Raw genomic sequence first — 26,177 nt, forward strand, 5'->3', positions numbered from 1 at the left:
TATGCATATCAAGACAATGACGCAGGCCGTGGGCATCTGCATGGCCTTGCTCGCGCAGCAGGCATGGGCGCAACAGGCGCAAGACAGTGGCAAGGTGGAATTTCCGCCGCTGAACGTATCGGGTGAAACGGTGCCTGCGGAACGGCAGGCGCTGGAAAAACCGGGCGCCGTCAGCGCGCGCGGGGCCGATACGCGCTTGCAGCCCGTGGACCAGATCGTGCGCAGCATGCCGGGCACGTTTACCCAGATCGATCCGGCGCAGGGCGCCGTCAGCGTCAACATCCGCGGCTTGTCGGGCCTGGGGCGCGTCAACATGATGGTCGATGGCGTGAGCCAGAATTACTATGGCAGCGCGCCGTCGTCCGTGTCGCACGGTGGCGTGCCCAGCAGCCAGTTCGGCGCGCTGATCGACCCGAATTTCATCATCGGCGTGGATGTGTCGCGTGGCAATGTCGTCGGCGGCGACGGCGTCAATGCGCTGGCCGGCAGCGCCAATTTCCGCACCATCGGCGTCGATGACGTCGTCTTCGCCGGGGAAAAGACGGGGGCGCGCACGAAGATGTGGACCGGTAATAACGGCGTGGGCCGCAGCGCCATGCTGGCCGTGGCCATGAAAAACCCCGCCTTTGACGGCGGCAGCGTGGGCTTCATGGCCGCCACCAGCGCGAGCGTGATCGGCAACAACTACAAGAATGCGAAGGGCGTCAACAGCGAGGAATTCGGTTTCGGCTACAACCGCTATTACAAGCAAAAGCCCAAGTCGCAATTGCTCAAGCTGGACCTCAAATTGAGCGATTTCCATGCGCTGGAACTGTCGGCGCGCGATTACCGCAGCACGTTTACGCGCCGCGATATCCACAGCGATGACTACTACGTAAAATATCACTACACGCCGTTTTCCGAGTTGATCGACCTCAATGTGGTGGCCAGCAGCAGCCGCGGCAACCAGAAATACATGCCCGAGGCGCTGACCAATTTCATCAACACGAATGCGGCCAACCGCGCCGACGCCTTCGACATCAACAACACCAGCAGCTTCAGGCTGGCTGGCGGCGATGCGCTGGTGACCATCGGCGGCAAGCTGATGCGCAATAAATACAGCAAGCATGTGGAAAGCCTGGTCGACGATCCGGACAACCCGGATGCGAACCAGCAATCGATCGAAAACAATACGTTCGGCCCCGAGGGCGTGCAAAAGATCAACAGCCTGTATGCGGGCCTGCAATACAACCGCGGTATTGTTCAAGTCAATGCGGGCCTCAACTACACGCACTTTGATTTGACGGGCCACAAGCCCGCCTGCGACTTGCGCGTGCAGTGCTTCCCGCAAGGGGCAAGCAATATTGCGTTGAAGGAGCATGGCATCAATCCCTCGCTGCTCGTTTCCGCGCAGGTGATGCCGTGGTTCCAGCCGTTTGCCAGCGCCGAGCGCACCATGCGCGGGCCGAATCCGCAGGAAGTATTTTTCTCGAATGACGGCGGGGCGTCGATGAACCCCTTCCTGAAGGGCGAGCGGGCCAGCACCTACCAGCTGGGTTTCAATTCCAGCCTGCATGGCTTGCTGAGCAAGAACGATGCGCTGAATTTCAAGGCCTTGTATTTCAAGAGCAAGATCGACGGCTATATCACCAGCCAGTCCTTCCTCGTGTGCGACAGCGGGCGCAAGTGCAATATCGCGGAAGTGATCGCCAAGGACTGGCAGAATGTGGATGAATACGTGACCAATATGTATATCTACATCAACTCGGCCACGCCCGTGTATTCGCGCGGCTGGGAACTGGAAGCGCAATATCACCTGGGGCCGGCGTATGCGCGCCTGTCGTACACGCGCGAAACGACGCGCCAGCCCACGTCGATCGCCAGCGCCTGGTTTGGCGCGGCCGACATCAGCGAACTGCCCAGCGTGTACTACAACCTCGACGTGGGCACGCGCCTGCTGGACAACAAGCTGGAAGTGGGCGCCATCCTCAAGCACACGGGCTCGAACCGCCGCCTGTCGCCGGACAATGACGCCGATGAAGCGACGGGGGAAGTGCTCAAGGCCGACAATCCGAAGATCCCGGCCGTGATCGACCTGTATGCGAGCTACCAGGTCAGCAAGAACCTGTTCCTGCGCCTGTCCGTGCAAAACGCCATGAACAAGGATTTCTCGGAAGCGCTGAACCGCCTGAACTCGATGCCGTCGCAGTCGCAAGAGAATACGCCGCTGAGCACGGCGCGGGGCAGGACGTATGTGGCAGGGCTGGAGTACCGCTTTTAAAGCAGGCCCAAGCCCCGCACCTTGGCTTAATTAATACTCGCGCGGCGTCGTTCCATAATAGCTATGGATCGACGCCGCCCAAGCGCTGTCCGCCATGTTCGGCCAGTTATCCGTGTCGAAGCCGGGGGCGTTTTCGATGCGCTCCTTGTCGACGTTGAGGGTGAAGCGCTTGTTGACGGTGTCGAGCAGCAGCGCTTCCCACGGCACGGCGAACAGCTTTTCGCCGATGGTGAAGACGCCGCCGTGCGACATGACGGCGTAGGCGATTTTGCCGCTGCGCATGTCGAGCATGATTTCCTTGATTTCGCCCAGGTGTTCATCCTTGGCATTGTGCACATGGTCGCCGATCAGGGTGTCGGCGCCCATCAGTTCAGGGCCGGGGCCTTTGTGGCCGCGGTTGACATACATGCCGTAGGCGTCGCGTTCTTCGTAGCTCATGATGGACCTCCTGTTGAAAAATCCCAGTCTGCCGCCGGGGCGCGGCAGGGTCTGTTCGCTCGCCCACACAACATATGGAATTGGAAATATTTCAATTATTGTTATTGGGTAATTTTGTTGCGCGTAGACAGCAGGAGGGGGAGGGATAGTCGGTATTTGGCGCAAATTTCCGTGCGCGGAGAGCGACGCAGGCGGGCTTTAGTGTATAATTTCAATTTCCCGCACGTGCCGTTCGGCACCATCTGCAATGACCAAATTTGTCTTCGTCACTGGTGGCGTTGTGTCTTCCCTTGGAAAAGGGATTGCCGCCGCCTCCCTCGCCGCGATCCTCGAATCGCGCGGCCTTAAAGTCACCATGCTCAAGCTCGACCCGTATATCAACGTCGATCCTGGCACGATGAGCCCTATGCAACACGGTGAAGTATTCGTCACCGATGACGGGGCCGAAACCGACCTCGACCTCGGTCACTACGAGCGCTTCATCTCCACCCGCATGAAAAAGGTGAATAACTTCACCACTGGCCAGATCTATGAATCGGTGATCCGCAAGGAACGCCGGGGCGAATATCTGGGCAAGACCGTGCAGGTGATTCCGCATATCACCAATGAAATCCAGGATTACATCCGCCGTGGCGCCGAAGGCTACGACGTGGCCCTGTGCGAAATCGGCGGCACCGTCGGCGATATCGAATCCTTGCCCTTCCTGGAAGCGGCACGCCAGCTGAGCCTGCGCGCCGGCCGCAAGAACACGGCGTTCGTCCACCTGACCCTGGTGCCGTACATCGCCTCGGCCGGTGAACTGAAAACCAAGCCGACCCAGCACTCGGTGCAAAAGCTGCGCGAAATCGGCATCTTGCCGAATGCGCTGCTGTGCCGCGCCGACCGCGCCATCCCGGAAGACGAGCGCGCGAAAATCTCGCTGTTCTCGAACATCGAGGAAGACGCCGTCATTTCCGTGTGGGACGTCGACACCATCTACAAAGTGCCGCAAATGCTGCACGACCAGGGCCTCGACAAGATCATCTGCGACGCGCTGGACCTCGATCCTGCGCCGGCCGACCTGTCGATCTGGAGCAAGCTGATCTACACGATGGAGCACCCGAAGGCGGAAGTGACCGTCGGCATGGTCGGCAAGTATGTCGAGCTGACCGAGTCGTACAAGTCGCTGATCGAAGCGCTGCGCCACGCCGGCATCCACACGGAAAGCCGCGTCAACATCGAGTACATCGATTCGGAAGAAATCGAAACGACCGGTTGCGACAACCTGGCCAAGTACGATGCCATCCTGGTACCGGGCGGCTTCGGCAAGCGCGGCGTGGAAGGCAAGATCAAGGCGGCCCAGTTTGCCCGTGAAAACAAGATCCCTTACCTGGGCATCTGCCTGGGCATGCAAGTGGCCCTGATCGAATACGCGCGCAACAAGGCTGGCATGCCGAACGCGAATTCGACCGAGTTCGACCTTGATACGGATCAACCTGTCGTTGCACTGATCAATGAGTGGCAAAACCACGATGGTAAAGTCGAGTTGCGCGATGAAAACTCGGACCTGGGCGGTACCATGCGCCTGGGCGCGCAGACCTGCGCCGTCAATCCGGGCACCCTCGCCGCCGAGATCTACGGCAGCGTGGTGACCGAGCGTCACCGTCATCGCTACGAAGCCAATAATCACTACCTGGCCCGTGTCGAATCGGCTGGCCTGATCGTGTCGGCCCGCACGCCGAGCGAAGATTTGTGCGAAATCATGGAATTGCCGCGCACGGGTGAAAATTCCCACCCTTGGTATATGGGCGTGCAATACCATCCCGAGTTCAAGTCGACGCCACGCACCGGCCATCCGTTGTTTACGTCGTTCATCAAGGCAGCGCTGGCGCACAAAGAAGCCAACGCCGCTGCGGAATAACGCGGTCGATCGCGACAGTATTACCCGTAAGACAGCTCCCGGCCAGATCGTTCCCGCCGGGAGTTTCTTTGCCCCCTTTGTGCAATTGCGCATCAGAACGCAGTGTGCAGCCCCCTGTTAAGCTTAACTTTGGAGAATGACATGAGTGCTATTGTTGATATTATCGGCCGCGAAATCCTGGACTCGCGCGGTAACCCGACCGTCGAATGCGATGTGTTGCTGGAATCGGGCGTGATGGGCCGTGCAGCCGTACCGTCGGGTGCCTCGACCGGTTCGCGCGAAGCCGTGGAATTGCGCGATGGCGACGCCAAGCGCTACTTCGGCAAGGGCGTGCTGCAAGCATGTGAGAACATCAACACCGAAATCTCCGAAGCCATCATGGGCCTGGACGCCAATGAACAGGCTTTCCTGGACCGTACCCTGATCGACCTGGACGGCACGGAAAACAAATCGCGCCTGGGCGCCAACGCCATCCTGGCCGTCTCGATGGCTGTCGCCAAGGCTGCCGCCGAAGAAGCCGGCTTGCCGCTGTACCGCTATTTCGGCGGTTCGGGCGCCATGCAGATGCCAGTGCCGATGATGAACGTCATCAACGGCGGCGCACACGCCGACAACAACCTGGACATCCAGGAATTCATGATCATTCCCGTGGGCGCCCCGTCGTTCAAGGAAGCCGTCCGCTACGGCGCGGAAGTGTTCCACACGCTGAAAAAGATCCTGCACAAGAAGGGCCTGAACACCAACGTGGGCGACGAAGGCGGTTTCGCGCCATCGCTGGCCAACCATGAAGAAGCCATCAAGCTGATCATCCAGGCCATCGAAGAAGCGGGCTACGAGCCAGGCACGCAGATCGCCATCGGCCTCGATTGCGCCGCGTCCGAGTTCTACAAGAACGGCAAGTACGAAATGGAAGGCGAAGGCCTGAGCCTGACCGCCACCGAGTTCACCAACCTGCTGGCGACCTGGTGCGACAAGTACCCGATCATCTCGATCGAAGACGCGATGCATGAAGGCGACTGGGATGGCTGGGCGATCCTGACGGCGGAACTGGGCAAGAAAGTGCAACTGGTCGGCGACGACCTGTATGTCACCAATACCAAGATCCTGAAAGAAGGCATCTCGAAAGGCATCGCCAACTCGATCTTGATCAAGATCAACCAGATCGGTACCCTGACGGAAACCTTCGCCGCCATCGAAATGGCCAAGCGCGCCGGCTACACGGCCGTCATTTCACACCGCTCGGGCGAAACGGAAGACTCGACCATCGCCGATATCGCCGTTGCCACGAACGCCCTGCAGATCAAGACGGGCTCGATGTCGCGTTCGGACCGCATGGCCAAGTACAACCAGCTGCTGCGTATCGAGGAAGACCTGGGCGACATCGCCAGCTACCCTGGCCGCGATGCGTTCTATAATCTGAAGTAAGCTGATGTAAAACCCACTGGCCGGCCGGAGATGTTCCGGCCGGTTTTTTAACTGAATGCCCCATGCGCCTGATTACGCTCGCCCTGGCAGCCCTGCTGCTGTTGATACAATTTCCCCTCTGGCTGGGTAAAGGCGGCTGGCTGCGTGTTGCCGACATGGAAGCCCAAGTGGCGGTGGCCAACAAGAAGAACATGGAATTGAAGGCGCGCAACGCCAAGCTCGAATCCGAAGTGCGCGACCTGAAGGATGGTACGGGCGCCGTCGAAGAGCGTGCCCGCTACGAGCTGGGCATGGTCAAACAGAATGAGATTTTCGTGCAGATCGTGCGCAAGGGCCAAACCCCGCCACTGCTGGAAACACCGGTGGACGCCGCGGCGCCACATTAAGACCGTACTACTTCCCGCTTGCCAGCCTGGACCGATTGCCAGGCTGACATATCACTTTACTTCCTTGTACCTATTACCTTGTACTGCTGCACACGCATGGCGCGGCGTGCCGCTGCCTTGCTGCTTGCTAATCAGAAACGGGCCTTGCCGGTCGTGATCAGGTAAAAATGGATGCCGGTGACCACGACGGCCACACTTACCAGTACGGTTTCGAGAAACATCATAAAATTTCCTTGTTAATATTTAGTTAGGTAAAAACGTCCAGGGCCAGGCGCCCAGCCGAACGTACGGCAAGGCGCAGGCAACGCCGCCATGAACGTTTTTTAACCGCGCGACGCCAGGAAGCGCAGTTCTGCTGCCAGATTCGGCATCAGCTTTTCGTAGCGGTTCGCTTCCGAGTTCAGCAGGGCGAAATCGCGCTTGCTTGGACGCACATAGCGTTGCTCTTCATCGCTGACGCTGCTGGCGATGACTTCCTTCTGCGCCAGTTCGCTGTACGGCTTGGAAGCGAGCAGGGCGCCCAGGAAGGCGCGCGTGGCGCGGCCCAGGTTGCTGAAGTAATTGTCGTTGTCGTTGCTGTAGGTGTTGGTAAAAGTGGACATATGCCCTCCATGAATGGTCTGTTGTTGCATTGCACAATAATGGAGTTTGCGATATGCGTCCAATTTCAAATTCCAATTTCAGAAATTCAAGAAACGAATAATAAGGGCGTAGCCATCGGCCACGCCCTGAAAATGAATTTGTTACGAAATGTTTATCCTGCGGCGATGCGTCCCAAACCCGGATCGTCGCTGAAAAAACCGTCGAGTCCCGTCTCGATATAGCGCCGCATTTCCGCCACGGATCCCGCTTCGTTGCGCGCATTCTCGCCATTGCCGTCGCGGAAGTCGGCCGCCAGGAAGCGGTTTTCCGGACGGAAGGTCCACGTGTGCAGCAGCAAGCCCGCCTGGTGCGCATCGTCGACGATGGAAGAGGGCTTGGCCAGGCGCTGGTCGGCGCCCAGCGGGATGATTCCTCGCGTTGGCGGCGCCACCACGTCCGCGTAGGCGGCGATGTCGCGCAGGCCGGCCGGCGTCGTCATCTGGCCAAACGTCAGCTTGCCGCCCGCCTTGGCCACGTCCATCGGGCGGATGTCGCCGCCCACCACCAGCTGCATCAGGCGCACGTTGGCGCGCCGTCCCAGCTTCTCGCGCAAGTATTTCAAATTGGCCACTTCGAAGGACTGGATTTCGATGGGCGCGCGGCGCGTGTACTCGTGCGCCAGCAGGGTCGACAGGAAACGGTCTTCCAGCGCCAGGCCCGCATCGCGGAAATACGTGGAGCTTTTCAGCTCCGGCACGAGGCCGATGACGCGTCCGCTGGCGGCTGATTGCGCTGCAACAAAATCGATGATTTCTTCCCAGGTGGGGATCTGGAATTGTCCATCGTACAAGGTGTTGCCGGTGCGTACTTTCGGCAGCCGTTCGATGGCGCGCAGGGTTTTCAATTCCGCCAGCGTGAAGTCGTCGACGAACCAGCCTTCGTGCCATTCGCCGTCGACCATCTTCTTGCCGCGCCGGCTGGCAAACTCGGGACGGCGCGCCACGTCGGTGGTGTCGATCAGGTTGCTTTCGTGGCGGGCCACGAGAATGCCGTCGCGCGTGGCCACCAGGTCCGGCTCGACGTAGTCGGCGCCGTCGAGGATGGCCTTGGCGTAGGACGCCAAGGTATGCTCGGGACGCAGGGCGCTGGCGCCCCGGTGGGCGAAGACAAGCGGACGGCTTGGCTTTGTTTCCAGCAGGCCCGCGGCAAAGCCGGGCGCGGCGGCCAGCGCCAGGCCGCCGACGGCCGCCTGGACGAAGCTGCGGCGCGAAAAATGCCGTTGCGGAAGGATAGGCGTACGCATCAGAAGTCCGCCGTCAAGGTGAGGAAGCCCTGGCGCGGGGCGATGGGGAAGGTGTTATACGTCTTGTCGGCCGCGCCCACCACCACGTTCAAGGAGCCTTCGCGGTTGGCCAGGTTGCTCACATTCACGCGCCAGCGCGGGTTTTTCAGCCAGCCGGCCATGGCCGGCAGCTTGCCCGACACGCCCAGGCCCATCAGGAAATAGCTTGGGACGGACAGATCGTTGGTGTACGTCGCGTAGCGCTTGCCCACATAGTCTCCCGTCAGTTGCACTTCGATGTCGCCAAACGTGGCGGAAGCAACAAACTTGTTCAGCCATTCAGGCGAGCCCGGCACGTTCTTGCCCGCCGTCAAGACCAGCGCGGCGCCATTGTTGTAATTGTCCGCGTACTGCGAGCGGTTGTACGACAGGGCATTGTAGAACGAGAAATTGTTGCCGAAGTGCACGGTGCCCGCGATATCGATGCCGTCCGTGCGCACGCTGCCCACGTTGGCCAGCACGGGGTTGCCGCCAATGATGGAGGAAATCACGGGCGTTGGGCTGATCTGCAGCAAACGGTTGCTGAAATCGACGTGGTAGACGTTGACCTGGCCATCGATGGCCGTGATGGCGCCCAGGCTCAATGGGTGGCTGCCGCGCACGCCCACTTCATAGGTGAGGGCCGTTTCCGGTTTGGCGTCGCGCTTGAACAAATCAAACGCGGCCTGGCTCGACAAGCTCCAGGGCGACGCGCCGCCGCCGCCATAGGTGACGAACTGGCGCATGTTTTTCTGGATATTGAAGTACAGCTGGTCTTGCGGCGTGAAATCCCAGCGCGCGCCCACTTGCGGCAAGAACCATTTTTTCGTGTTGATGGTGCCGACCGGCAAGGCCGTCGAGCCGCCGGCGATGGCGCCCTTGGCCGGCTGCACGGGGAATTGGCCATCGGCAAATTGCAGGCTGGACTTGAAGCCGGCTTGCAGGGCGATATCGGGGCGGATGCGCCATTCATCCTGCAAGTGCAGCTGCACCACCTTGTTGTCGATCTCGCTGCCGTATTGCGTGATCAAAGGATTGCTGGGGCGGTCGTACGGCGACGTCGGGTTGTTGACGTCCAGCGCATACCAGCGGCGGTAGGCGGACGAGCGGTTCTGTTCCAGCCACAGGCCTGCTTCCAGCTGGTGATTGCCGATTTCCTTGCGCAGGGTGGAAAGGAAGCCGCCCCGCTTGATGTCGTATTCCGTCGTGCGCACGGCGTAGCCCGAGTTGCCGAACACCTGTTTCAGGTTCTGTTTCGGGTAGTACACGCTGAACAGGCCCGGCAAGCCGGCCACGCCGATGGGGCCGGCCACCACGCCCGCGCCGTCATCCTTGTGGTAATACACCTGGTTCGACCACGTCATGCCTTCGGATAAGTTGGCGTCGAACTTGGCGTAGGCCAGGTAATCGGTGCGCTGCGCATCGCTGTAGTAGTTGCGGTAATTGTTGCCGTCCGCGGCAGGCGTGGCGCCCGTCGGGGACAGGTAATTCAGGGCCGCCTTGAAGTCCGGATACAGGAAGGGGCGCGTGTATGGCGCGCTCGTTTCGCCCGCCACGTGTACGGTGCTGTCTTCGTTCGGCTCGATCTTGTCCGAGTAATTGAAGAACAGGGTCAGCTTGCCCGCCTCGCTGCGGTTGACGTATTTTGCGTTGAACTGGTCGCCGCCCTGGCGCGCATCGAAGTCCCAGGCGCGCGCTTCATGGTGCAGGATGGAAAAATAGGCGCTGCTGCCATCGCCGAAGGCGCCCGTGTCATAGCGGGCAAACGTGCGCGACGTGCGGTGGCTGCCCACCGTTTGCTGCACGCTGGCGCCCTGCGTGGCCAGCGGGTCGCTGGAATAGGTTTCGATGGTGCCGCCCAGGTTGCTGGTCGAGGCCGTGGCCAGGTCGCCCGCGCCCGAGGACAGCACGACGCTGCGCACGTTTTCGCTGATCACGGCGCGCTGCGGCGACAGGCCGTTGTAGTTGCCGTACTGCTGGTCGCCCAGCGGCACGCCGTCCATGGTGTAGCCCAGTTGCTGTCCAGAAAAACCATGCACGAACAGCGACAGGTTTTGCTCGTTGTTGCCCCATGGGTCGGCCGTCTGGAAGCTGACGCCAGGCAGGGTTTGCAGGGCCTTTAACGGATTCGTGCCGGGCAGGATTTTCTGGATTTCATTCTTGCTCAGGGCGACGGAAGAGCGCGTCTTGCGCGAGGAAATCTCCACGGTGGCCATCGGTGCATTGTCGTCGGCAGCGGGGGCTGCGGCCATGTCGGTGGCGGCGGACGCCACGGCGGCGGCGACGGCCGTTTGCGCCAGGGCCGGCAAGGAGAGGCCTGCGGCGCAAGCGCCCAGCAACACGTGGAAGGAGTGGCGGCGCAGGGCCAGCGTCAAGTGGGTATTCATCATCAGCCTGTGGAAAGTATTGGAAGTAATACAAGCTGCGCAGCGTAACGGCGGCGCGTGACGGGCTGATGACGAACTGATGACGGGAAGATGACAGCAGAAACAATTGCGCCGCCTGAGGGGCGGCGCGGGGATTATTACAATTAGTTAATACTTGCCGCGGGGGGAATCAAGACTTCGGCCGGCGCATCCGTAATGAACAGCTGTGCGCAATCGACCTTGTCGAATTCATAGTGCTGGCCGCAGAAATCGCAGTTCACGCCCACCTGGCCCACTTCTTCCAGGGTGCTGTTGACTTCTTCCTCGCCCAGCATCTTGAGCATATTGCCCACTTTTTCGCGCGTGCAAGTGCAATGGAAGCTCGGGTGCAGCGGGTCGAAGACGCGGATCGTTTCTTCCCAGAACAAGCGCTGCATCAGGGTATCGATATCCGTCGACAGGATTTCCGCCTCTTTCAGGGTCGACGCCAGCATCACGGCGCGGTTCCACGTGTCCAGCGCGTCTTCTTCCGACACGGGCGTCGCTTCGGCCTTGCCGCCATGGTGGGGCAGCTTTTGCAGCAGCAGGCCGCGCGAGACGCTGTCGTCCGTGGCCAGCCACAGGCGGGTGTCGAGCTGTTCCGAACGCAACATGTAGTTTTCGATCACGGTGGCCATGTCGTCGCCGTCCAGCGGCACGATGCCCTGGTACGGTTGCTGGCCCGGCACCTTGTCGGCCGGGTCCAGGGTGATGATGAAGCGGCCCTTGCCCGTGGCGTTGAGCAATTGCGGCACGGTGGCCACGTCGGGAATCGTGGCGTCCGGGTCCAGCTTGGCCGTGGCGCGCAGGCGCAGGTCGGAGTCGCACTCGACCACCATCAGGCGCACGGGGCCGTCGCCATGGATTTGCATGATGATGGAACCGTTGAATTTCAGGTTGGCCGACAGCAGGGCGGCGGCAGCCACCATTTCGCCCAGCACTTTTTTCACGGCCGTCGGGTAGGCGTGGCGCGACACCACTTCCTGCCACGTGGTCGAAACGTCGATGAACTGGCCGCGCACGGCGGCGTTGTCGAAAATAAATTTTTGCAGGGTATCCTGGCCGCTAACGGCTGCGCTGATTGCGCCCGTGGTTTCAGTCGTCATTCTCTTATCCAATCTTCTTGAGTTGCGTATTAAATAGCTGGCCGCGTTGCACATAGTTCACGGCGTTGCCTTGTAGCCTGGTGATATCGTCTGCCGTCAGGACCCGCACGGCTTTCGCCGGTGAGCCGATGATCAGCATATTGTCGGGAAATTCCTTGCCTTCCGTGACCAGCGCACCCGCGCCGACCAGGCAGTTCTTGCCGATCTTCGCGCCGTTCAGGATCACGGCCTGTATGCCGACCAGGGCGCCATCGCCGATCGTGCAGCCATGCAGCATCGCCTGGTGGCCGATGGTCACGTTCCGGCCGATGTCCAGCGGGTAGCCCGGGTCCGTGTGCAGCACGGCGCCTTCCTGCACATTGCTGTTGGCGCCCACGGTGATGCGTTCGTTGTCGCCGCGGATCGTGGCGCCGAACCATACGGACGTATTCGCTTCCAGGGTCACCTTGCCGATCACGTTGGCCGTGTCGGCAACAAAAGCGGAAGCATCAATCAGCGGCGCATCGGCGCCCAATTGGTAGAGTGTCATCGTTAGCCTGTGGCGGTGGTGGAAGCGCCGGGCACGGCCGGACGCGGAAGTTTTGCGCTATTTTACGCTGTTGCAGGGCAAGTCCGAGCGCCGGCCGTTAATCCGGTATAATTATCGAACGGTCGTACTTTTATGTGCGCCCTATCTACAGACACAGCATGTGGCGCCATCTGCGCCACTTTCAAGGCAGGCATCCGATGAAACCCATGAAACTTTCCCGTTCCGAATTCATCAACATCCGCGGCGCCCGTACGCATGTGCGCCATTGGGGCCGCGAAGGCGCGCCCATCCTGTTCATGGTGCACGGCTGGATGGACGTGGCCGCCTCGTTCCAGTTCGTCGTCGACGAGTTGCAGGGCGACTGGCACGTGATCGCGCCCGACTGGCGCGGCTTTGGCCTCAGCGACTACACGCAATCGGACACCTACTGGTTCCCCGACTACCTGGCCGACCTGGACGCCATGCTGCTGCACTATTCGCCGGACGTGCCCGTCAACTTGCTGGGCCACAGCATGGGCGCCAACGTGGCGGGCCTGTACGCGGGCGTGCGCCCCGAACGCATCAGCCGCTTCATCAACCTGGAAGGCTTCGGCATGATGGCAACGCAGCCGGAGCAGGCGCCGGGCCGCTACGCCAAGTGGCTGGACGAATTGCGCGAGCCGCCCGCCATGCGCAGCTATCCTTCGCAGCGCGCCGTGGCCGAGCGCCTGCAAAAGACCAATCCGCGCCTGCCGGACGAGCGCGCCGCTTTCCTGGCCGAACACTGGTCGGCGCGCAACGAGGCGGGCGAGTGGGACATCCTGGGCGACCCGCAGCACAAGCGCGTCAATCCCATCCTGTACCAGGTGGAAGAAGTGATGGCGTGCTGGCGCCGCATCACGGCGCCCGTGCTGTGGGTGGAGGCCGATGACACGAATATGTGGCAATGGATGGGGCCAAAGGAACAGGCGCGCATCGAAATCGACCGGCGTTTGGCCTGCATCAAGGATGTGCGCTGCGAGATGATGGCGGATGCGGGCCACATGCTGCATCATGATCAACCGCAGGCACTGGCGCGCCTGGTGGAAGCGTTTTTGGCCTGATGTGTGTCGGGAACGCTGCAGCGCGATTGGCCAAGCAGCGTACAATGAAAACTTCTTCCATGCTGAGCCCGTGCAGGGTATTGTTTTCACATGCTTAAAGTCGACCTGCATTGTCATTCGAATATCTCCGACGGCGTGCTGTCACCGGCCGCCGTGGCCGCTTACGCGCGCAAGGCGGGCGTGGACGTGTGGGCGCTGACGGACCACGATGAAGTGTCCGGCGTCGCCGCCGCGCGCACGGCCGCGCTGGACCTGGGCATGCGCTTCGTGGCCGGCGTGGAAATTTCCATCACGTGGGCCGGCGAAACCGTGCACATCGTCGGCTTGCAAGTCGATGAAAACAATCCGGGTCTCGTGCAGGGCTTGCACCGCACGCGTTCGGGCCGCGACGCGCGCGGCCGCGAAATCGCCCGCCAGCTGGACCTGGCCGGCATCCCCGACGCCTATGAAGGGGCCTTGAAATTCGTCGGCAACCCGGACCTGATGTCGCGCACGCACTTTGCCCGTTACATCGTGGAAACGGGGAAATGCGCGAATATTCCCGACGTGTTCAAGAAATACCTGTCGGAAGGCAAGCCGGGCTACGTCGAGCACCGCTGGGCCACCCTGGCCGAAGCGGTCGGCTGGATCCGCGGCGCGGGCGGCGTGGCCGTCATCGCCCATCCGGGTCGCTACCGCTTCAGCGACATGGCGCAAGGCGTGCTGTTCGATGAATTCAAACAACTCGGCGGCGTGGCCATCGAGGTCGTCACGGGCAGCCACAGCCCGGACCAGTATCCGGAATACGCGCAGCTGGCCAACGCCTACGGCTTCCTCGCCTCGCGCGGCACGGATTTCCATGCGCCGGGCGAGTCGCGCGTGGATTTTGCCATGTTGCCGCCTTTACCATCGAATGTCACGCCAATCTGGCACGACTGGTTCTAGGGCGCGGCTGGCCTGCGCCTGCCGCGCGGGCTTGAAAAGTCGCGACTGCATACTTATCTTTTAGTCATTCTTGTTTTCCGGAGCCATCGCCCATGAAACGTATCGTCCTGTTTATTGCAACCAACCTGGCCGTGATGCTGGTGCTGTCGCTCGTGCTCAGTTTGCTGGGCGTGGGCAATCCGGCGCGCGGCAGTACCCTGAACCTGGGCAGCCTGCTGGTGTTTTCGCTGGTGGTGGGCTTCACGGGCTCGATCTTTTCGCTGTTGATCAGCAAACCCATGGCCAAGTGGAGCACGGGCGCGCGCGTGATCGACAATCCGACGTCGTCGACGGAGTTGTGGCTGGTCAATACCGTACGCGCGCTGTCCGAGCGGGCCGGCATCGGCATGCCGGAAGTGGCCGTGTACGAAGGCGACGCGAATGCGTTCGCCACGGGCGCCTTCAAGAATTCGGCGCTGGTGGCCGTGTCCACGGGCTTGCTGCAAAGCATGAACCGCGATGAAGTGGAAGCCGTGCTGGGCCACGAGATCGCCCACGTCGCGAATGGCGACATGGTCACCTTGACCCTGATCCAGGGCGTGGTGAATACCTTCGTCGTCTTCATGGCCCGCGTGGTGGGTTTCTTTGTCGACAATGTCCTGTTGAAAAATAACAACCGTGAAGGCGGCGGACGCGGCATCGGTTACTTTGTGACCGTGATGGTGTGCGAAGTGATCTTCGGCTTGCTCGCTTCCATCATCGTGGCCTGGTTTTCGCGCCAGCGCGAATTCCGCGCCGACGCCGGTTCGGCCAAGCTGCTGGGCAGCCCCACGCCGATGATGCATGCGCTGGCCCGCCTGGGCGGCGTGCCGCCGGGCGAGTTGCCGCAATCGATGCAGGCGCTGGGCATCAGCGGCGGCAATGGCGGCTGGGGCGCGCTGTTTGCCACCCATCCACCGCTCGAACAACGCATCGCCGCGCTGCGCAGCGTACAATAATGCCAACTTAACAAGCTGGTTCGCCAGAACGCTTACACATGAGTCAATTTTTTCATATTCACCCCGACAATCCGCAATTGCGCCTGATCAAGCAGGCGGCGCAGATCATCCAGTCCGGCGGCGTGGTGGCCTTGCCCACCGACTCCTGCTACGCGCTGGTGTGCCAGCTCGACGACAAGGGCGCCGTCGAGCGCCTGCGCCGCATCCGTGGCGTGGATGAAAAGCACCATTTGACCTTGCTGTGCCGCGACTTGAGCGAGCTGGGCGTGTATGCCCGCGTGGACAACCGCCAGTTCCGCCTGCTCAAGGCGGCCACGCCCGGCGCCTACACGTTCATCCTGGAAGCGACGAAGGAAGTGCCGCGCCGCCTCAGCCATCCTTCGCGCAAGACCATCGGCCTGCGCGTGCCGCAGCACCGCATCGTGCAATGCCTGCTGGAAGAGCTGGGCCAGCCGCTGCTGGGCGCGACATTGACCTTGCCGGGCGACGAAGACAGCCTGACGGATGCCGACACGATCCGCGAGCGGCTGGAAAAACTGGTCGACCTGATCGTCGACGGCGGCGTCTGCGCGCATGGCCCGAGCACCGTGATCGACCTGACGGGGCCGGAGCCGGAAGTGGTGCGCGTGGGGCGTGGCGACCCGGCCGTGCTGGGTTTGTAGAGGGGCACGGCGCGTCCGTTGCGGCGCCGGTCTTCACCTGTTCTTAATGACAACGTAAGAAAGAGCCTAGTTCGCCTCTGGTAGAATCGCGGTCATGAGCGATTTCAATACGATAGTCCAGACCGTTGCGGTCTACCTGGTGCCGGTGCTGTTTGCCATTTCCCTGCATGAGGCGGCGCACGGCTACGCGGCCCGCTATTTCGGCGACCCCACGGCCTCGAACGAGGGCAGGCTGAGCCTCAATCCCATGCGGCATATCGACCCTTTCGGCACGATCTTGCTGCCCTTGATGCTGTATTTCACGATCCAGGTGCCGTTCGGCTATGCCAAGCCGGTGCCCGTCGATTTCAGCCGCCTGCGCAATCCGAAGAAGCAGATGGCCTGGGTGGCGTTTGCCGGGCCTGGCGCCAATTTCGTCATGGGCCTGGGCTGGATGATCGCCTTCGTCGTGCTCAGCGTCCTGCCGCCGACGGAAATGGGCATGTTTTTCCGCAAGATGGCGGGCGCCGGCGTCAGCGTGAATGCGGCCATGTTCGTCTTTAACCTGATTCCCGTGCCGCCCCTCGATGGCGGACGCATCATGACGGGCTTGCTGCCGATGCAGCTGGCGCGCCCTTACGCCAGCATCGAGCGCTACAGCCTGTATGTCTTCGGCGCCCTGGTGCTGCTGATGTACACGGGCATCTTGAACCGCGCCTTGCTGGCGGCGATCGAATTTGTCATCGGCATCTTTGTCACCCTGGTCACGCCCCTGACGGCCCTGTTGACTTGATACAAGCAACTGGATGGCCACACATAATTGATGGAAGTACCGATGCAAGTAACTGAACCAATATTAGAAACCGAAGCGATTTCCGGCTGGCTGCGCCGCTGGGCGCCCCTGATCCCGGGCGGCGAGGTGCTGGACCTGGCCTGCGGCGCAGGCCGCCACGCGCGTCACCTGGTAAGCCTGGGCCACCCCGTGATCGCGCTCGACCATGATCCGGAAATGCTGGAAAAGGCGGCTGGCACGGGCATCACCACCTCGCTGGTGGACCTGGAAGCGCCGGGCGCCGTGTGGCCTTTCGCTCCCGGCCGCTTTGCCGGCATCGTCGTCACCAATTATCTGCACCGGCCGCTGCTGGAAGCCATGGTGGCCAGCCTGGCGCCCGATGGCGTGTTGCTGTATGAAACGTTTGCCGAGGGCAATGAACAGTTCGGCAAGCCGTCGAATCCGAAATTCCTGCTGAAGGAAGGCGAAATGCTGACCTGGGCGGTGCAGCACGGCTTGCGTGTGGTAGCGTATGAGGATGGGCGCGTGGAACAGCCAAAAGCTGCTCTGGTGCAACGAATTTGCGCCGTCCGGCCGGATTTTCCACGGTTGGCAGCCCTGCTGCCGACGTTTTGAGCGGCCATACTATGTCAGAATGCACCACAGGCGCGGGCTATCCGCTACAATCGTTGTTTTATTTATCGGCGCTATAAACTTACTATGATCAAGGGCAGCATTGTAGCAATCGTCACCCCGATGCACGCAGACGGCAGTCTGGACTTTCCAGGTCTGCGCAAGCTGATCGACTGGCATATCGCCGAGGGTACGGACGGCATCGTCATCGTTGGCACGACGGGCGAATCGGCAACAGTCAGCGTGGAAGAACACTGCGAACTGATCCAGTTGACCGTCGAACATGCCAAGGGACGCATTCCTATCATCGCCGGCGCCGGAGGCAACTCCACGGCCGAGGCCATCAAACTGACGCGCTACGCGAAAGAAGCGGGCGCCGATGCTGTCTTGCAAGTGGTGCCGTACTACAACCGTCCTACCCAGGAAGGCATGTACCAGCACTTCAAGGCCATCGCCGAAGCCGTCGACATTCCCGTCATCCTGTACAACGTGCCTGGCCGCACGGTTGCCGACATGAGCAACGAGACCATCGTGCGCCTGTCCGCCATCCCGAATATCGTCGGCGTGAAAGATGCGACCGGCAATATCGGCCGCGGCATCGACCTGCTGCGCCTGGTTCCAGCGGACTTCGCCGTGTACTCGGGCGACGATCCGACGGCCATGGCGCTGATGTTCTGCGGCGGCCACGGCAACATTTCCGTGACGGCCAACGTTGCGCCGCGCGCCATGCACGAACTGTGCGTGGCAGCCATGGCGGGCGAGCGCGCCACGGCGATTGCCATCAATAACAAAGTGTTCCCTTTGCACCAGAAATTGTTTGTCGAGCCCAACCCGGTGCCCGTCAAATGGGCGCTGGCCGAAATGGGCCTGATGCCAGCCGGCATACGCTTGCCACTGGTGCCGCTGGCTGAAAATTGCCATGCCACCGTGCGCGATGCCTTGCGCGACGCTGGCATCCTGTCTTAAGCCGAACTTCAAGCCCGGGCTTGACCAGCCCGGACCTTTCCTGATTCCAGCTGCTACTTAGCTTCTTATCCAGTTACGACATGACTAATTGCAAGAAAACCAAACCGGCGCCTGCCACCATCGCCGTCCGCGGCATCGTCATCGGCGCCGTCGCAGCCAGCCTCGCGGGCTGCGGCATGATCAGTTCGGTAGTCGGCGGCGACAAGGTCGACTATAAGTCGGTCAAGAAAGCCAGCACCCTGGACGTGCCGCCTGACCTGACGCAATTGCAGCAGGACAACCGTTATTCCTTGCCGGATGCGAAAAACGGCGTGGCCACGGCTTCCGGCTACAACGCGCAGCGCAACGCCACGGCCGGCACGCCCGTCATCGTGGGCGCCGACGGCGTGGTGGGTGTCGTGCCCGTCACGGCCGGTGGCGTGAAGGTCGAGCGCGCGGGCAACCAGCGCTGGCTGGTCGTCAAGCAGTCGCCTGAAGTGCTGTGGCCGCAACTCAAGCAATTCTGGGAAGATTCGGGCTTTACCGTCGCCATCGACCAGCCGACGGCTGGCATCATGGAAACCGAGTGGAACGAGAACCGCGCCAAGCTGCCGCAAGACTTTATCCGCAACACCATCGGCAAGGCCTTCGATTCGATGTACTCGACTGGTGAAAAAGACAAGTTCCGTACCCGCGTTGAACGTCTGGCCGATGGTTCGACCGAGATCTACATCAGCCACCGTGGCGTGGAAGAGGTCGTCACGGGCCGCGACAAGGAAACCACCACCTGGACCGCGCGTCCCAACGATCCGGGCCTGGAAGCGCAATTCCTGGCCAAGCTGATGACGCGCCTGGGCGCGGCCAGTGACGAAGCACAAGCGAAGACAGCCGTTGACGGCGCCATCGTGCAGCCGCTGCACGCCAAGCTGGTGGGCGATGCCGCCACGCCGGCGCGCGCCATCGAAGTCGATGAAGGTTTCGACCGCGCCTGGCGCCGTGTCGGCCTGGCGCTGGACCGCGTCGGCTTCACCGTGGAAGACCGCGACCGCACGCAAGGCACGTATTTCGTGCGTTACGTCGATCCGGACGCGGTCAAGAAGGATGGTTTCTTCTCGAAACTGTTCAGCTGGGGTTCGTCGTCCGACAAGGACAAGGAAGCGCAGCGCTACCGCGTCCTGGTCAAGGCCGGCAATGGCTCGACCAGCCTGGTCAGCATTCTCAGCAACGAAGGCCAGCCCGACGTCTCGCCAGTGGCCGAGAAGATCCTGGGCTTGCTGAACGAGCAGTTGAAGTAAGCGGTGCATTTGCGGCGGGTATCACAACCTGCCGCGCAATAAAAAAGGCTGATCCGGGAAACCGGCGCAGCCTTTTTTATTGCCTGCGTCCGGCCTTATATCCTGCGGATAAAACGCCGGACGCAAAAAAGCCGACCCGAAGGTCGGCTTTCTTTAGTGCAGGGTGCTAAATTACTTAGCAGCCGATGCAGCAGCCGAAGCAGCCGAAGCAGCGTCGGTAGCGGCCGAAGCGGCAGCCGAAGCAGCAGCAGCAGCGTCGGTAGCGGCCGAAGCAGCAGCGTCAGCAGCAGCAGCTGGAGCAGCTTCAACTGCTGGTGCTGGTGCTGGGGTTTCAACTACTGGTGCTGGTGCAGGAGCTTCTTCTTTTTTGCTGCAAGCAGCCAGAGCAACAACCATCAGGGAGGCGATCAGCAGGGATTTTTTCATTTGTTTTCCTTAATTATTTCAAAAAATAAATCAATATTGTTGCGATGAATAATTACCGGTAATTATCGCTCGTTAGGTCGTCTTCGAAGGCTTTTCGTACCAGGTGGTGCCTGCCAGACAACGGAAACTTCCTAACCGAATATTATAGCGATTTTTGGTGCGTCGCAATAGGAGCAAGAGGCAAATTCGCAACTATTTTGTGATATCGCAATATTTGCCGAAGCAAATTGCAAGCAAGTGTAAGCGATTTGCGAAAGCGCGACAAAACGATATAAAAATAATATGTTTTATTGCGCTAACGCAGATGCTGTTATTTTACCTACTGTAATACCACTTTGCTACGCCGCCCCCATTCAAGCCAGTTCGAGCCAGCCATCCTGATACCACGTATATAACGCATCCATCACGTCATCGGAAGCCTGGGCCACGGCGGCGCCATCGAGGGCGCGTTCGTTGGCCAGGGTTTCCAGGGCCGCTTTATCGGCCTTGCCAATGGCAAACGATTCGCCATTGATGAAGACATTCTTGCCACGATACAGCATCAGGGTCTTGCGCGACAACACGACACCCTTCTTCTGTGCGGCGTCCGCGAAGCGGCCCACCGTCAGCGGCTTGGACAGCGGCGTGAAAAAGACATTGTGCTTCGGTTCCGACAGGTGTTCACCGAGGAAAATGGTCACATCTTCTTCCGTGAAGCGCACCTTGTTCATTTCTTCCGTGATGGTGCTGAGCATTTCACGGGGGATTTCCGCCGGTTTGCCCGACGCTGTCAGGTCCGGATCGCTGTAGATGCCCGGCAAGTCGATCGAGTCGGCCATGAATTGCAGGAACGCTTCGCCCAGCTCCTGGAACGTGGGCGAGCGGAAGCCGATCGAATACGTCTGGCAATCGCCGATGGCCACGCCGTCGTGCGCGTAGTGGGGCGGCAGATACAGCATGTCGCCCGGTTCCAGCGTGAATTCTTCATCGGGCGTGAAGTTGCTGAGGATTTTCAGCGGCAAGCCGTCGATCAGGCTCAGGTCTTTCTGCGCGCCGATGCGCCAGTGGCGCTTGCCCTGGCCTTGCAGCAGGAATACGTCATAGGAATCGAAATGCGGGCCCACGCCGCCGCCATCGGTGGCGAAGCTGACCATCAGGTCGTCCAGGCGCGAGTCCGGCAGGAAGCGGAACTGGCGCAGCAGGGCGTCGGCCTTGGCGCTGTGCAGGTTGGCGCCCTGCACCAGCAGGGTCCATTCCTTCTGTTTCAGCGAGGGCAGGCTGGTCAAAGGGCCTTGCTGCATGTTCCAGTGGCCATCCGCATGGCTGACCAGGCGCGATTCGACGTGATCGAGGGTAGCCAGCTCGGCCAGGGCCTTGAAATCGAACAGCGCCTTGAAGCCAGGCACGGCTTGACGGATCAACAAGGGTTTTTTATGCCAGTAGTCGCGCAGGAATTGCGCCGGCGTGATATCGCCGAGGAGAGTTAATGTTTTCATGCGCCCATTATAACAACCGGAAATGCAGGAATGCGCCTGCCGTTGGCGGCGTGAAGGTATAATTTGCCAGCTTATACAATGAAAGGAAGCATAATGAAGATTGCCAAAAATACGGTCGTGACTGTCAACTACAAACTGTCAGACGCGCAAGACAATCTGATCGAAGACGGCCGTCAGCCGATGGTCTACCTGCACGGTGATTATGAAAACACCTTGCCGAAGATCGAAGAAGAGCTCGACGGCAAGGAAGTTGGCTATTCCAACACGATCCAGATCGAACCGGATGATGCTTTCGGTGAATACGATCCAGCCCTGGTGAAGGTCGAGCCGCGCAATCGCCTGCCTGAGCCGCTGGAGGTGGGCATGCAGTTCGAAGGCATGCCGGAAAGCGATTCGCCGGACGAAGAAGCGATGATCTTCACGGTCACCGATATCGCCGACGACAAGGTCGTGCTGGACGGCAACCATCCACTGGCCGGCATCGCGCTGCGCTTCTCGCTGACCGTCGCCGACGTGCGCGAAGCCACCGAAGAAGAAATTGCCCATGGCCACGTGCATGGCGCACACGGCCATGACCATGGCGATGAAGATGATGAAGGCGAAGGCGAAGAGGGCGACCACTTCCGTACGCATCCGATTCATTAATACTGCATGTTCCAGGCCGGCTCTATGCCGGCCTGTTCGTTTGTGCGCTGTTACTAACGGCGCACAGTCGACGCCTTGGTTCGCGCCTGCGTCGATGGCCGCGTGGCGCGTTGACGTACCTCAAAGAATGGCGTCTTGCCGGGCCGGACTGCGATGGCGGACCAGTCGTTGTCGATGCTGACGTGGCCCAGGTTGCCTTTCCAGCTGATTTTCGGCCCGCCAGCCCTGGCTGCGGCCTTTTTACTTTTTCCCTCCTTGCCATCCGCGTCGCCATCGCGCTGCGTATCGACCAGTAACACCTTGCCGCTGAACTTTTTCGCCAGGGTGCGGATCTGCTTGCGCGGTCCGGCAAAGCCATCCTGTTTCGAACTGAAGCTGGGCAGCAGCGAATTGTCGTCTTCATCGAGCACGCCCACGTCGCCATCGGAAAACAGCACGATGCCGTCGAGTTGCTTGCGCTGCGCCATGGCGAACAATCTCTGCAGCCAGGAACGGTTGGCGACCAGGCGGTCTTCGAATTCGCTGTTGCGTCCCGCTTCCGGCAGGAAATGGTTGTTATTCGCGGGCAGATTCACGGTGGCAAACAGTACGCCGCCGTATTCCCAATGGGCATTTTCCGCATAGCTGCGGAATTTTGCCGTCGATGACAGCCGCGACAGGGTCAGCTTGTGCTGGCCCAGGCTTTGGTCATCGGCGAAATACACGTCGCGCAAGCGGTTCAGGCGTTCGATGGCGTTGACCCTGCCGCGCGAATTGCGGCAGTTGGCCCAGTCGCTTGCCGACAGCGAGACGATCAGCGGCGGGCCGCTGGCGTCGAGCAAGTCCTTACGCTGGCCATACAGCTTGTCGCTGCACGATTCGCTGGCGGCCTTGATGCCGGTGGCCACGACGAAGGAGGCATTGAAGGCGCTGGTGTCGGCGATGGCTTTTTTCAGGGGGCCGTCGTCCGGCCCCGCGTTGAAGGAGTGGCCCAGCACGGCAAACTCGAAGCCGGCCTGGTCGCCCGGGGCGGCCAGCGCCTGCCATGGCAGGCTGGCAGCGAGCAAGCCGGCGGCCAGCAGGCGTATCGAGCTGCGCCGGCAGGTCATGCGGCGGCCAGCCGTTTCAATTGATACAGCTGCTCCAGCGCATCGCGCGGGGTGAGCGCATCGGGATCGAGGTCGGCGATGGCGTCGAGCAAGGCTTGCTGCGCCGCGTTCAGCGCGGCCAGCGGCGCCGCCGCTTCCTCTTCTTCCTCTTGCGCATACGGATCGGCGGAAGGCAGCGCGAACAGGTCGCGTTGCGGCGTGGCGTCGAGCGCCTGCGCTTCCAGGCGCGCCAGGTGCTTGCGCGCCGCCTTGATCACGGGCTGCGGCACGCCAGCCAGCTGCGCCACCTGCAAGCCATAGCTTTGCGAGGCGGGACCGGCTTGCACGGCGTGCAGGAAGACGATGCTGTCCTTGTGCTCGACGGCGGACAAATGCACGTTGGCGGCGCTCGGGTGACTGTCCGGCAATTGCGTCAGCTCAAAGTAATGTGTGGCAAACAGGGTGAAACTACGGCTGGTGTCGATCAAATGGCGCGCGATGGCCCACGCCAGGGCCAGGCCGTCGAAGGTGGAGGTGCCGCGGCCCACTTCATCCATCAGCACCAAGGAATGCTCGGTGGCGCCGTTCAGGATGGCGGCCGATTCCGTCATTTCCACCATGAAGGTCGAGCGTCCGCCCGCCAGGTCGTCGGTGGCGCCGATGCGCGTGAAGATGCGGTCGATGGGGCCGATGGTGGCGGACGCTGCCGGCACGTAGCTGCCCACGTAGGCCAGCAGGGTGATGAGTGCTACCTGGCGCATGAAGGTCGATTTACCGCCCATGTTCGGGCCGGTGATCAAGAGCAGCCGGCGCTCGTTGACGAAGCGGCAATCGTTGGCGATGAAGCGTTCGATCTGCTTTTCCACCACGGGGTGGCGGCCTTCGACGATGTTGATGCACGGCTCGTCGACCAGTTGCGGCGCGGCCCAGTTGTGCTGCTGCGCATGTTCCGTCAGCGCATTCAGGGTGTCGAGCTGGGCCAGGCCCTGCGCAATCGTCTGCAGGGTGCCGATGTGCGGCGCCAGTTCGGCCAGCAGCAGGTCGTACAGCATCTTTTCGCGCACCAGCGCCTTGTCTTGCGCCGACAGGGCCTTGTCTTCGAACACTTTCAGTTCGGGCGTGATGTAGCGCTCGGCGTTTTTCAAGGTCTGGCGGCGGCGGTAGTCCTCCGGCACCTTGTCCGTCTGGCCGTGCGTGACTTCGATGTAGAAGCCATGCACCTTGTTGTATTCGACGCGCAGGTTGGCGATGCCCGTGCGCGCGCGTTCGCGCGTTTCCAGGTCGAGCAGGAACTGGCCCGCGTTTTCCGACAGCGCGCGCAATTCGTCGAGCTCGGCGTCGAAACCGGTGGCAAAGACGCCGCCGTCGCGCACCATGGCGGCCGGTTCCTGCGCCACGGCGCGCACCAGCAAGTCCAGGCAGGCCGTCGGCGTGGCCAGGGCAGCATGGATGGCGGCCAGCAAGCCGCTTTCGCCGCCCTGGCCATGGCCATAACAACGGACCACGTCGCCGCGCAGGGCCGGCAGTTGCAGCAAGCCGTCGCGCAGGGCGGCCAGGTCGCGCGGACGGGCCGACAGCAGGGCGATGCGCGTGGTGATGCGTTCGATGTCGGGCACTTGCGCCAGGGTGGCGGCGAGCGGACCGGCCGCTTCGCTTTGCGCCAGCGCGGCGATGGCTTCATGGCGCGCGCGGGCCACGTTCTGGTCGCGCCGCGCATGGTGCAGCCAGTGGCGCAGCATGCGCGAACCCATGGCCGTGCGGCAATGATCCAGCAGGGAAAACAGCGTCGGCGATTCCTGGCCGCGGATGGTTTCCGTCAATTCCAGGTTGCGCCGCGTGGCCGCATCCAGGCCGATGAATTCGCTTTCCGTTTCCGTGATCAACGAGCGCACGTGCTGCAAGCCGCGTCCCTGCGTCGACTGCGCATAGCGCAGCAGCGCGCCGGCCGCGCCAAATGCGGCGCCGAGGCCATCGGCGCCAAAGCCCGTCAAGGTCGCCACGCCCAGTTGATCGAGCAGGGCCTTGTGGCCGCCCACCACGTCGAAATGCCAGTCCGGCACGCGGTTGATGTGCGTGCCCGCGTAGTCGTCGAACAGGTTGCCATTGTCGCCGCTGAGAATTTCAGCCGGCACGATGCGTTCCAGTTCCTGCTGCAATCGCACGGCCACGGTGCTGCTGTCGCCGGAAAACTCCATCAACTTCAAGGCGCCGCTGGCCAGCGATAGCCAAGCCAGGCCAGTGGTGACCGTCTTGCGTTGCGTGATGCTGCACATGGCCAGCAGCGGGCGCTCGGCCTTCTCTGGCAGCAAGTCCGCATCCGTCAGGGTACCGGGCGTGACGACGCGCATGACCTTGCGCTCGACGGGGCCCTTGCTGGTGGCCGGGTCGCCGATCTGTTCGCAAATGGCCACCGACTCGCCCAGCTTGACCAGCTTGGCCAGATAGCCGTCCAGTGAATGAAACGGCACGCCGCACATTTTAATCGGGTTGCCACTGGCCACGCCGCGCGCCGTCAGGGTAATGCCCAGCAGGCGCGAGGCTTTTTCCGCATCCTCGAAAAACAGCTCGTAGAAATCGCCCATGCGGTAGAAAACCAGCATCGTCGGGTGGTTTTCTTTAATACCAAGATATTGTTGCATCATTGGCGTAAGCTTTTCAGCGGAATTCTTCTTTGCCGCGGCGGCGTTGATTTCTTTGGGGACGGTGGTCATGTGTTCTTTGTCGTTGGTCCGGCGGCAGGAAACGCATGCCAGCCGGGCTGTGGGTGGTGCTGTGTGCATTCAAGGCCGCGCCAGGGGGCGGAGCTTGGGTTCAAGGCCGTCATTTTACCGCTTTCGGCGGGCGGGGCGGCGTATTGCGTGCGGATGTGAAAAAGCCGCGCCGGTGGAGGTGGCGCGGCTTGGATATCCGGTGGCACTTACTATTGGTCGATAAGTGTCTGTC

Annotated in this window: 23 protein-coding genes; 13 read left to right on the top strand and 10 right to left on the bottom strand. The window is 61.3% G+C overall.

Going from position 1 to position 26,177, the window contains the following annotated elements; all coding sequences use genetic code 11:
- Position 1: 1 nt before the first annotated feature.
- Positions 2–2,260, top strand: coding sequence for a TonB-dependent receptor domain-containing protein (locus CLU94_RS20220; RefSeq protein ID WP_099666938.1), 2,259 nt, complete (start codon positions 2–4; stop codon positions 2,258–2,260).
- 30 nt (positions 2,261–2,290) lie between these two features.
- Here the strand turns inward: CLU94_RS20220 and CLU94_RS20225 are convergent, their stop codons facing one another.
- Entirely contained in the window at positions 2,291–2,698 is a 408-nt protein-coding gene (locus CLU94_RS20225; RefSeq protein ID WP_099666939.1) for a PRC-barrel domain-containing protein, read from the bottom strand.
- 247 nt (positions 2,699–2,945) lie between these two features.
- Here CLU94_RS20225 and CLU94_RS20230 point away from each other — a divergent pair, with 247 nt between their 5' ends.
- The 3 genes from CLU94_RS20230 (at position 2,946) to ftsB (ending at position 6,409) form a co-directional block, all read left to right on the top strand.
- The gene (locus tag CLU94_RS20230; RefSeq protein ID WP_099666940.1) at positions 2,946–4,598 is read left to right on the top strand and encodes a CTP synthase; all 1,653 of its coding nucleotides are present in this window, start codon (positions 2,946–2,948) and stop codon (positions 4,596–4,598) included.
- Positions 4,599–4,739: 141 nt separating this feature from the next.
- Positions 4,740–6,023: a phosphopyruvate hydratase gene (gene eno / locus CLU94_RS20235; protein WP_034750709.1), complete on the top strand. Its 1,284-nt coding sequence runs from the start codon at positions 4,740–4,742 to the stop codon at positions 6,021–6,023.
- A gap of 62 nt (positions 6,024–6,085) precedes the next feature.
- Positions 6,086–6,409 (top strand): cell division protein FtsB, encoded by a 324-nt coding sequence (gene ftsB, locus CLU94_RS20240; RefSeq protein WP_035821182.1) that lies wholly within the window; start codon positions 6,086–6,088, stop codon positions 6,407–6,409.
- A 323-nt stretch (positions 6,410–6,732) separates the two neighbouring features.
- Here ftsB and CLU94_RS20245 read toward each other — a convergent pair whose 3' ends face one another.
- The 5 genes from CLU94_RS20245 to CLU94_RS20265 form a co-directional block, all read right to left on the bottom strand.
- Positions 6,733–7,011, bottom strand: coding sequence for a hypothetical protein (locus CLU94_RS20245; RefSeq protein WP_099666941.1), 279 nt, complete (start codon positions 7,009–7,011; stop codon positions 6,733–6,735).
- A 152-nt stretch (positions 7,012–7,163) separates the two neighbouring features.
- Entirely contained in the window at positions 7,164–8,294 is a 1,131-nt protein-coding gene (locus CLU94_RS20250) for a glycerophosphodiester phosphodiesterase (RefSeq protein ID WP_099666942.1), read from the bottom strand.
- Positions 8,294–10,702 carry a TonB-dependent receptor gene (locus CLU94_RS20255; protein WP_257218888.1) on the bottom strand — a complete coding sequence of 803 codons (2,409 nt, stop codon included), beginning with the start codon at positions 10,700–10,702 and terminating at the stop codon, positions 8,294–8,296. The genes CLU94_RS20250 and CLU94_RS20255 overlap by 1 nt, the downstream gene beginning before the upstream one ends.
- A 140-nt stretch (positions 10,703–10,842) precedes the next feature.
- Complete coding sequence (gene hslO / locus CLU94_RS20260; RefSeq protein WP_099666943.1) at positions 10,843–11,823, bottom strand: Hsp33 family molecular chaperone HslO; 981 nt, start codon at positions 11,821–11,823, stop codon at positions 10,843–10,845.
- Positions 11,824–11,827: 4 nt separating this feature from the next.
- A complete protein-coding gene (locus tag CLU94_RS20265; protein ID WP_099666944.1) occupies positions 11,828–12,352 on the bottom strand; it encodes a gamma carbonic anhydrase family protein in 525 nt (174 codons plus the stop codon).
- Positions 12,353–12,558: 206 nt separating this feature from the next.
- Between CLU94_RS20265 and CLU94_RS20270 the strand changes: the two genes are divergently transcribed.
- The 8 genes from CLU94_RS20270 to bamC all read left to right on the top strand — a co-directional run bounded on the left by CLU94_RS20270 (position 12,559) and on the right by bamC (position 19,621).
- Entirely contained in the window at positions 12,559–13,434 is an 876-nt protein-coding gene (locus tag CLU94_RS20270) for an alpha/beta fold hydrolase (protein WP_099666945.1), read from the top strand.
- Positions 13,435–13,524: 90 nt separating this feature from the next.
- Positions 13,525–14,358, top strand: coding sequence for a 3',5'-nucleoside bisphosphate phosphatase (locus tag CLU94_RS20275; protein ID WP_099666946.1), 834 nt, complete (start codon positions 13,525–13,527; stop codon positions 14,356–14,358).
- Positions 14,359–14,450: 92 nt separating this feature from the next.
- A complete protein-coding gene (gene htpX / locus CLU94_RS20280) occupies positions 14,451–15,335 on the top strand; it encodes a protease HtpX (protein WP_099666947.1) in 885 nt (294 codons plus the stop codon).
- Positions 15,336–15,373: 38 nt separating this feature from the next.
- Positions 15,374–15,997, top strand: coding sequence for an L-threonylcarbamoyladenylate synthase (locus CLU94_RS20285; protein ID WP_077407642.1), 624 nt, complete (start codon positions 15,374–15,376; stop codon positions 15,995–15,997).
- 94 nt (positions 15,998–16,091) lie between these two features.
- Positions 16,092–16,769, top strand: coding sequence for a site-2 protease family protein (locus tag CLU94_RS20290; protein ID WP_099666948.1), 678 nt, complete (start codon positions 16,092–16,094; stop codon positions 16,767–16,769).
- 42 nt (positions 16,770–16,811) lie between these two features.
- Complete coding sequence (locus tag CLU94_RS20295; RefSeq protein ID WP_099666949.1) at positions 16,812–17,384, top strand: class I SAM-dependent methyltransferase; 573 nt, start codon at positions 16,812–16,814, stop codon at positions 17,382–17,384.
- A gap of 84 nt (positions 17,385–17,468) precedes the next feature.
- On the top strand, positions 17,469–18,347 hold the full coding sequence (dapA, locus tag CLU94_RS20300; protein WP_099666950.1) for a 4-hydroxy-tetrahydrodipicolinate synthase: 879 nt from the start codon (positions 17,469–17,471) through the stop codon (positions 18,345–18,347).
- An 80-nt stretch (positions 18,348–18,427) separates the two neighbouring features.
- On the top strand, positions 18,428–19,621 hold the full coding sequence (gene bamC, locus CLU94_RS20305) for an outer membrane protein assembly factor BamC (protein ID WP_099666951.1): 1,194 nt from the start codon (positions 18,428–18,430) through the stop codon (positions 19,619–19,621).
- A gap of 171 nt (positions 19,622–19,792) precedes the next feature.
- Here bamC and CLU94_RS20310 read toward each other — a convergent pair whose 3' ends face one another.
- Positions 19,793–20,047 (bottom strand): hypothetical protein, encoded by a 255-nt coding sequence (locus tag CLU94_RS20310; protein ID WP_034783358.1) that lies wholly within the window; start codon positions 20,045–20,047, stop codon positions 19,793–19,795.
- 353 nt (positions 20,048–20,400) lie between these two features.
- A complete protein-coding gene (locus CLU94_RS20315) occupies positions 20,401–21,522 on the bottom strand; it encodes a ribosomal protein uL16 3-hydroxylase (RefSeq protein ID WP_099666952.1) in 1,122 nt (373 codons plus the stop codon).
- A 93-nt stretch (positions 21,523–21,615) separates the two neighbouring features.
- Between CLU94_RS20315 and CLU94_RS20320 the strand changes: the two genes are divergently transcribed.
- A complete protein-coding gene (locus CLU94_RS20320; RefSeq protein WP_099666953.1) occupies positions 21,616–22,167 on the top strand; it encodes an FKBP-type peptidyl-prolyl cis-trans isomerase in 552 nt (183 codons plus the stop codon).
- A gap of 53 nt (positions 22,168–22,220) precedes the next feature.
- On the opposite strand, the gene CLU94_RS20325 is transcribed toward CLU94_RS20320, so the two are convergent.
- A complete protein-coding gene (locus CLU94_RS20325) occupies positions 22,221–23,255 on the bottom strand; it encodes a hypothetical protein (protein WP_099666954.1) in 1,035 nt (344 codons plus the stop codon).
- On the bottom strand, positions 23,252–25,945 hold the full coding sequence (gene mutS, locus CLU94_RS20330) for a DNA mismatch repair protein MutS (protein ID WP_099666955.1): 2,694 nt from the start codon (positions 25,943–25,945) through the stop codon (positions 23,252–23,254). Before mutS ends, CLU94_RS20325 begins: the two co-directional genes overlap by 4 nt.
- Positions 25,946–26,177: the final 232 nt, after the last annotated feature.

This window comes from Janthinobacterium sp. 13 (assembly GCF_002749695.1).
Taxonomy (GTDB): Bacteria; Pseudomonadota; Gammaproteobacteria; order Burkholderiales; family Burkholderiaceae_D; genus Janthinobacterium; species Janthinobacterium kumbetense.

Excerpts from the sequence above, each read along its gene's own strand:
- CLU94_RS20220 (WP_099666938.1), top strand. The coding sequence starts at position 2 with ATGCATATCAAGACAATGACGCAGGCCGTGGGCATCTGCATGGCCTTG.
- CLU94_RS20225 (WP_099666939.1), bottom strand. The coding sequence starts at position 2,698 with ATGAGCTACGAAGAACGCGACGCCTACGGCATGTATGTCAACCGCGGC.
- CLU94_RS20230 (WP_099666940.1), top strand. The coding sequence starts at position 2,946 with ATGACCAAATTTGTCTTCGTCACTGGTGGCGTTGTGTCTTCCCTTGGA.
- eno (WP_034750709.1), top strand. The coding sequence starts at position 4,740 with ATGAGTGCTATTGTTGATATTATCGGCCGCGAAATCCTGGACTCGCGC.
- ftsB (WP_035821182.1), top strand. The coding sequence starts at position 6,086 with ATGCGCCTGATTACGCTCGCCCTGGCAGCCCTGCTGCTGTTGATACAA.
- CLU94_RS20245 (WP_099666941.1), bottom strand. The coding sequence starts at position 7,011 with ATGTCCACTTTTACCAACACCTACAGCAACGACAACGACAATTACTTC.
- CLU94_RS20250 (WP_099666942.1), bottom strand. The coding sequence starts at position 8,294 with ATGCGTACGCCTATCCTTCCGCAACGGCATTTTTCGCGCCGCAGCTTC.
- CLU94_RS20255 (WP_257218888.1), bottom strand. The coding sequence starts at position 10,702 with ATGATGAATACCCACTTGACGCTGGCCCTGCGCCGCCACTCCTTCCAC.
- hslO (WP_099666943.1), bottom strand. The coding sequence starts at position 11,823 with ATGACGACTGAAACCACGGGCGCAATCAGCGCAGCCGTTAGCGGCCAG.
- CLU94_RS20265 (WP_099666944.1), bottom strand. The coding sequence starts at position 12,352 with ATGACACTCTACCAATTGGGCGCCGATGCGCCGCTGATTGATGCTTCC.
- CLU94_RS20270 (WP_099666945.1), top strand. The coding sequence starts at position 12,559 with ATGAAACTTTCCCGTTCCGAATTCATCAACATCCGCGGCGCCCGTACG.
- CLU94_RS20275 (WP_099666946.1), top strand. The coding sequence starts at position 13,525 with ATGCTTAAAGTCGACCTGCATTGTCATTCGAATATCTCCGACGGCGTG.
- htpX (WP_099666947.1), top strand. The coding sequence starts at position 14,451 with ATGAAACGTATCGTCCTGTTTATTGCAACCAACCTGGCCGTGATGCTG.
- CLU94_RS20285 (WP_077407642.1), top strand. The coding sequence starts at position 15,374 with ATGAGTCAATTTTTTCATATTCACCCCGACAATCCGCAATTGCGCCTG.
- CLU94_RS20290 (WP_099666948.1), top strand. The coding sequence starts at position 16,092 with ATGAGCGATTTCAATACGATAGTCCAGACCGTTGCGGTCTACCTGGTG.
- CLU94_RS20295 (WP_099666949.1), top strand. The coding sequence starts at position 16,812 with ATGCAAGTAACTGAACCAATATTAGAAACCGAAGCGATTTCCGGCTGG.
- dapA (WP_099666950.1), top strand. The coding sequence starts at position 17,469 with ATGATCAAGGGCAGCATTGTAGCAATCGTCACCCCGATGCACGCAGAC.
- bamC (WP_099666951.1), top strand. The coding sequence starts at position 18,428 with ATGACTAATTGCAAGAAAACCAAACCGGCGCCTGCCACCATCGCCGTC.
- CLU94_RS20310 (WP_034783358.1), bottom strand. The coding sequence starts at position 20,047 with ATGAAAAAATCCCTGCTGATCGCCTCCCTGATGGTTGTTGCTCTGGCT.
- CLU94_RS20315 (WP_099666952.1), bottom strand. The coding sequence starts at position 21,522 with ATGAAAACATTAACTCTCCTCGGCGATATCACGCCGGCGCAATTCCTG.
- CLU94_RS20320 (WP_099666953.1), top strand. The coding sequence starts at position 21,616 with ATGAAGATTGCCAAAAATACGGTCGTGACTGTCAACTACAAACTGTCA.
- CLU94_RS20325 (WP_099666954.1), bottom strand. The coding sequence starts at position 23,255 with ATGACCTGCCGGCGCAGCTCGATACGCCTGCTGGCCGCCGGCTTGCTC.
- mutS (WP_099666955.1), bottom strand. The coding sequence starts at position 25,945 with ATGACCACCGTCCCCAAAGAAATCAACGCCGCCGCGGCAAAGAAGAAT.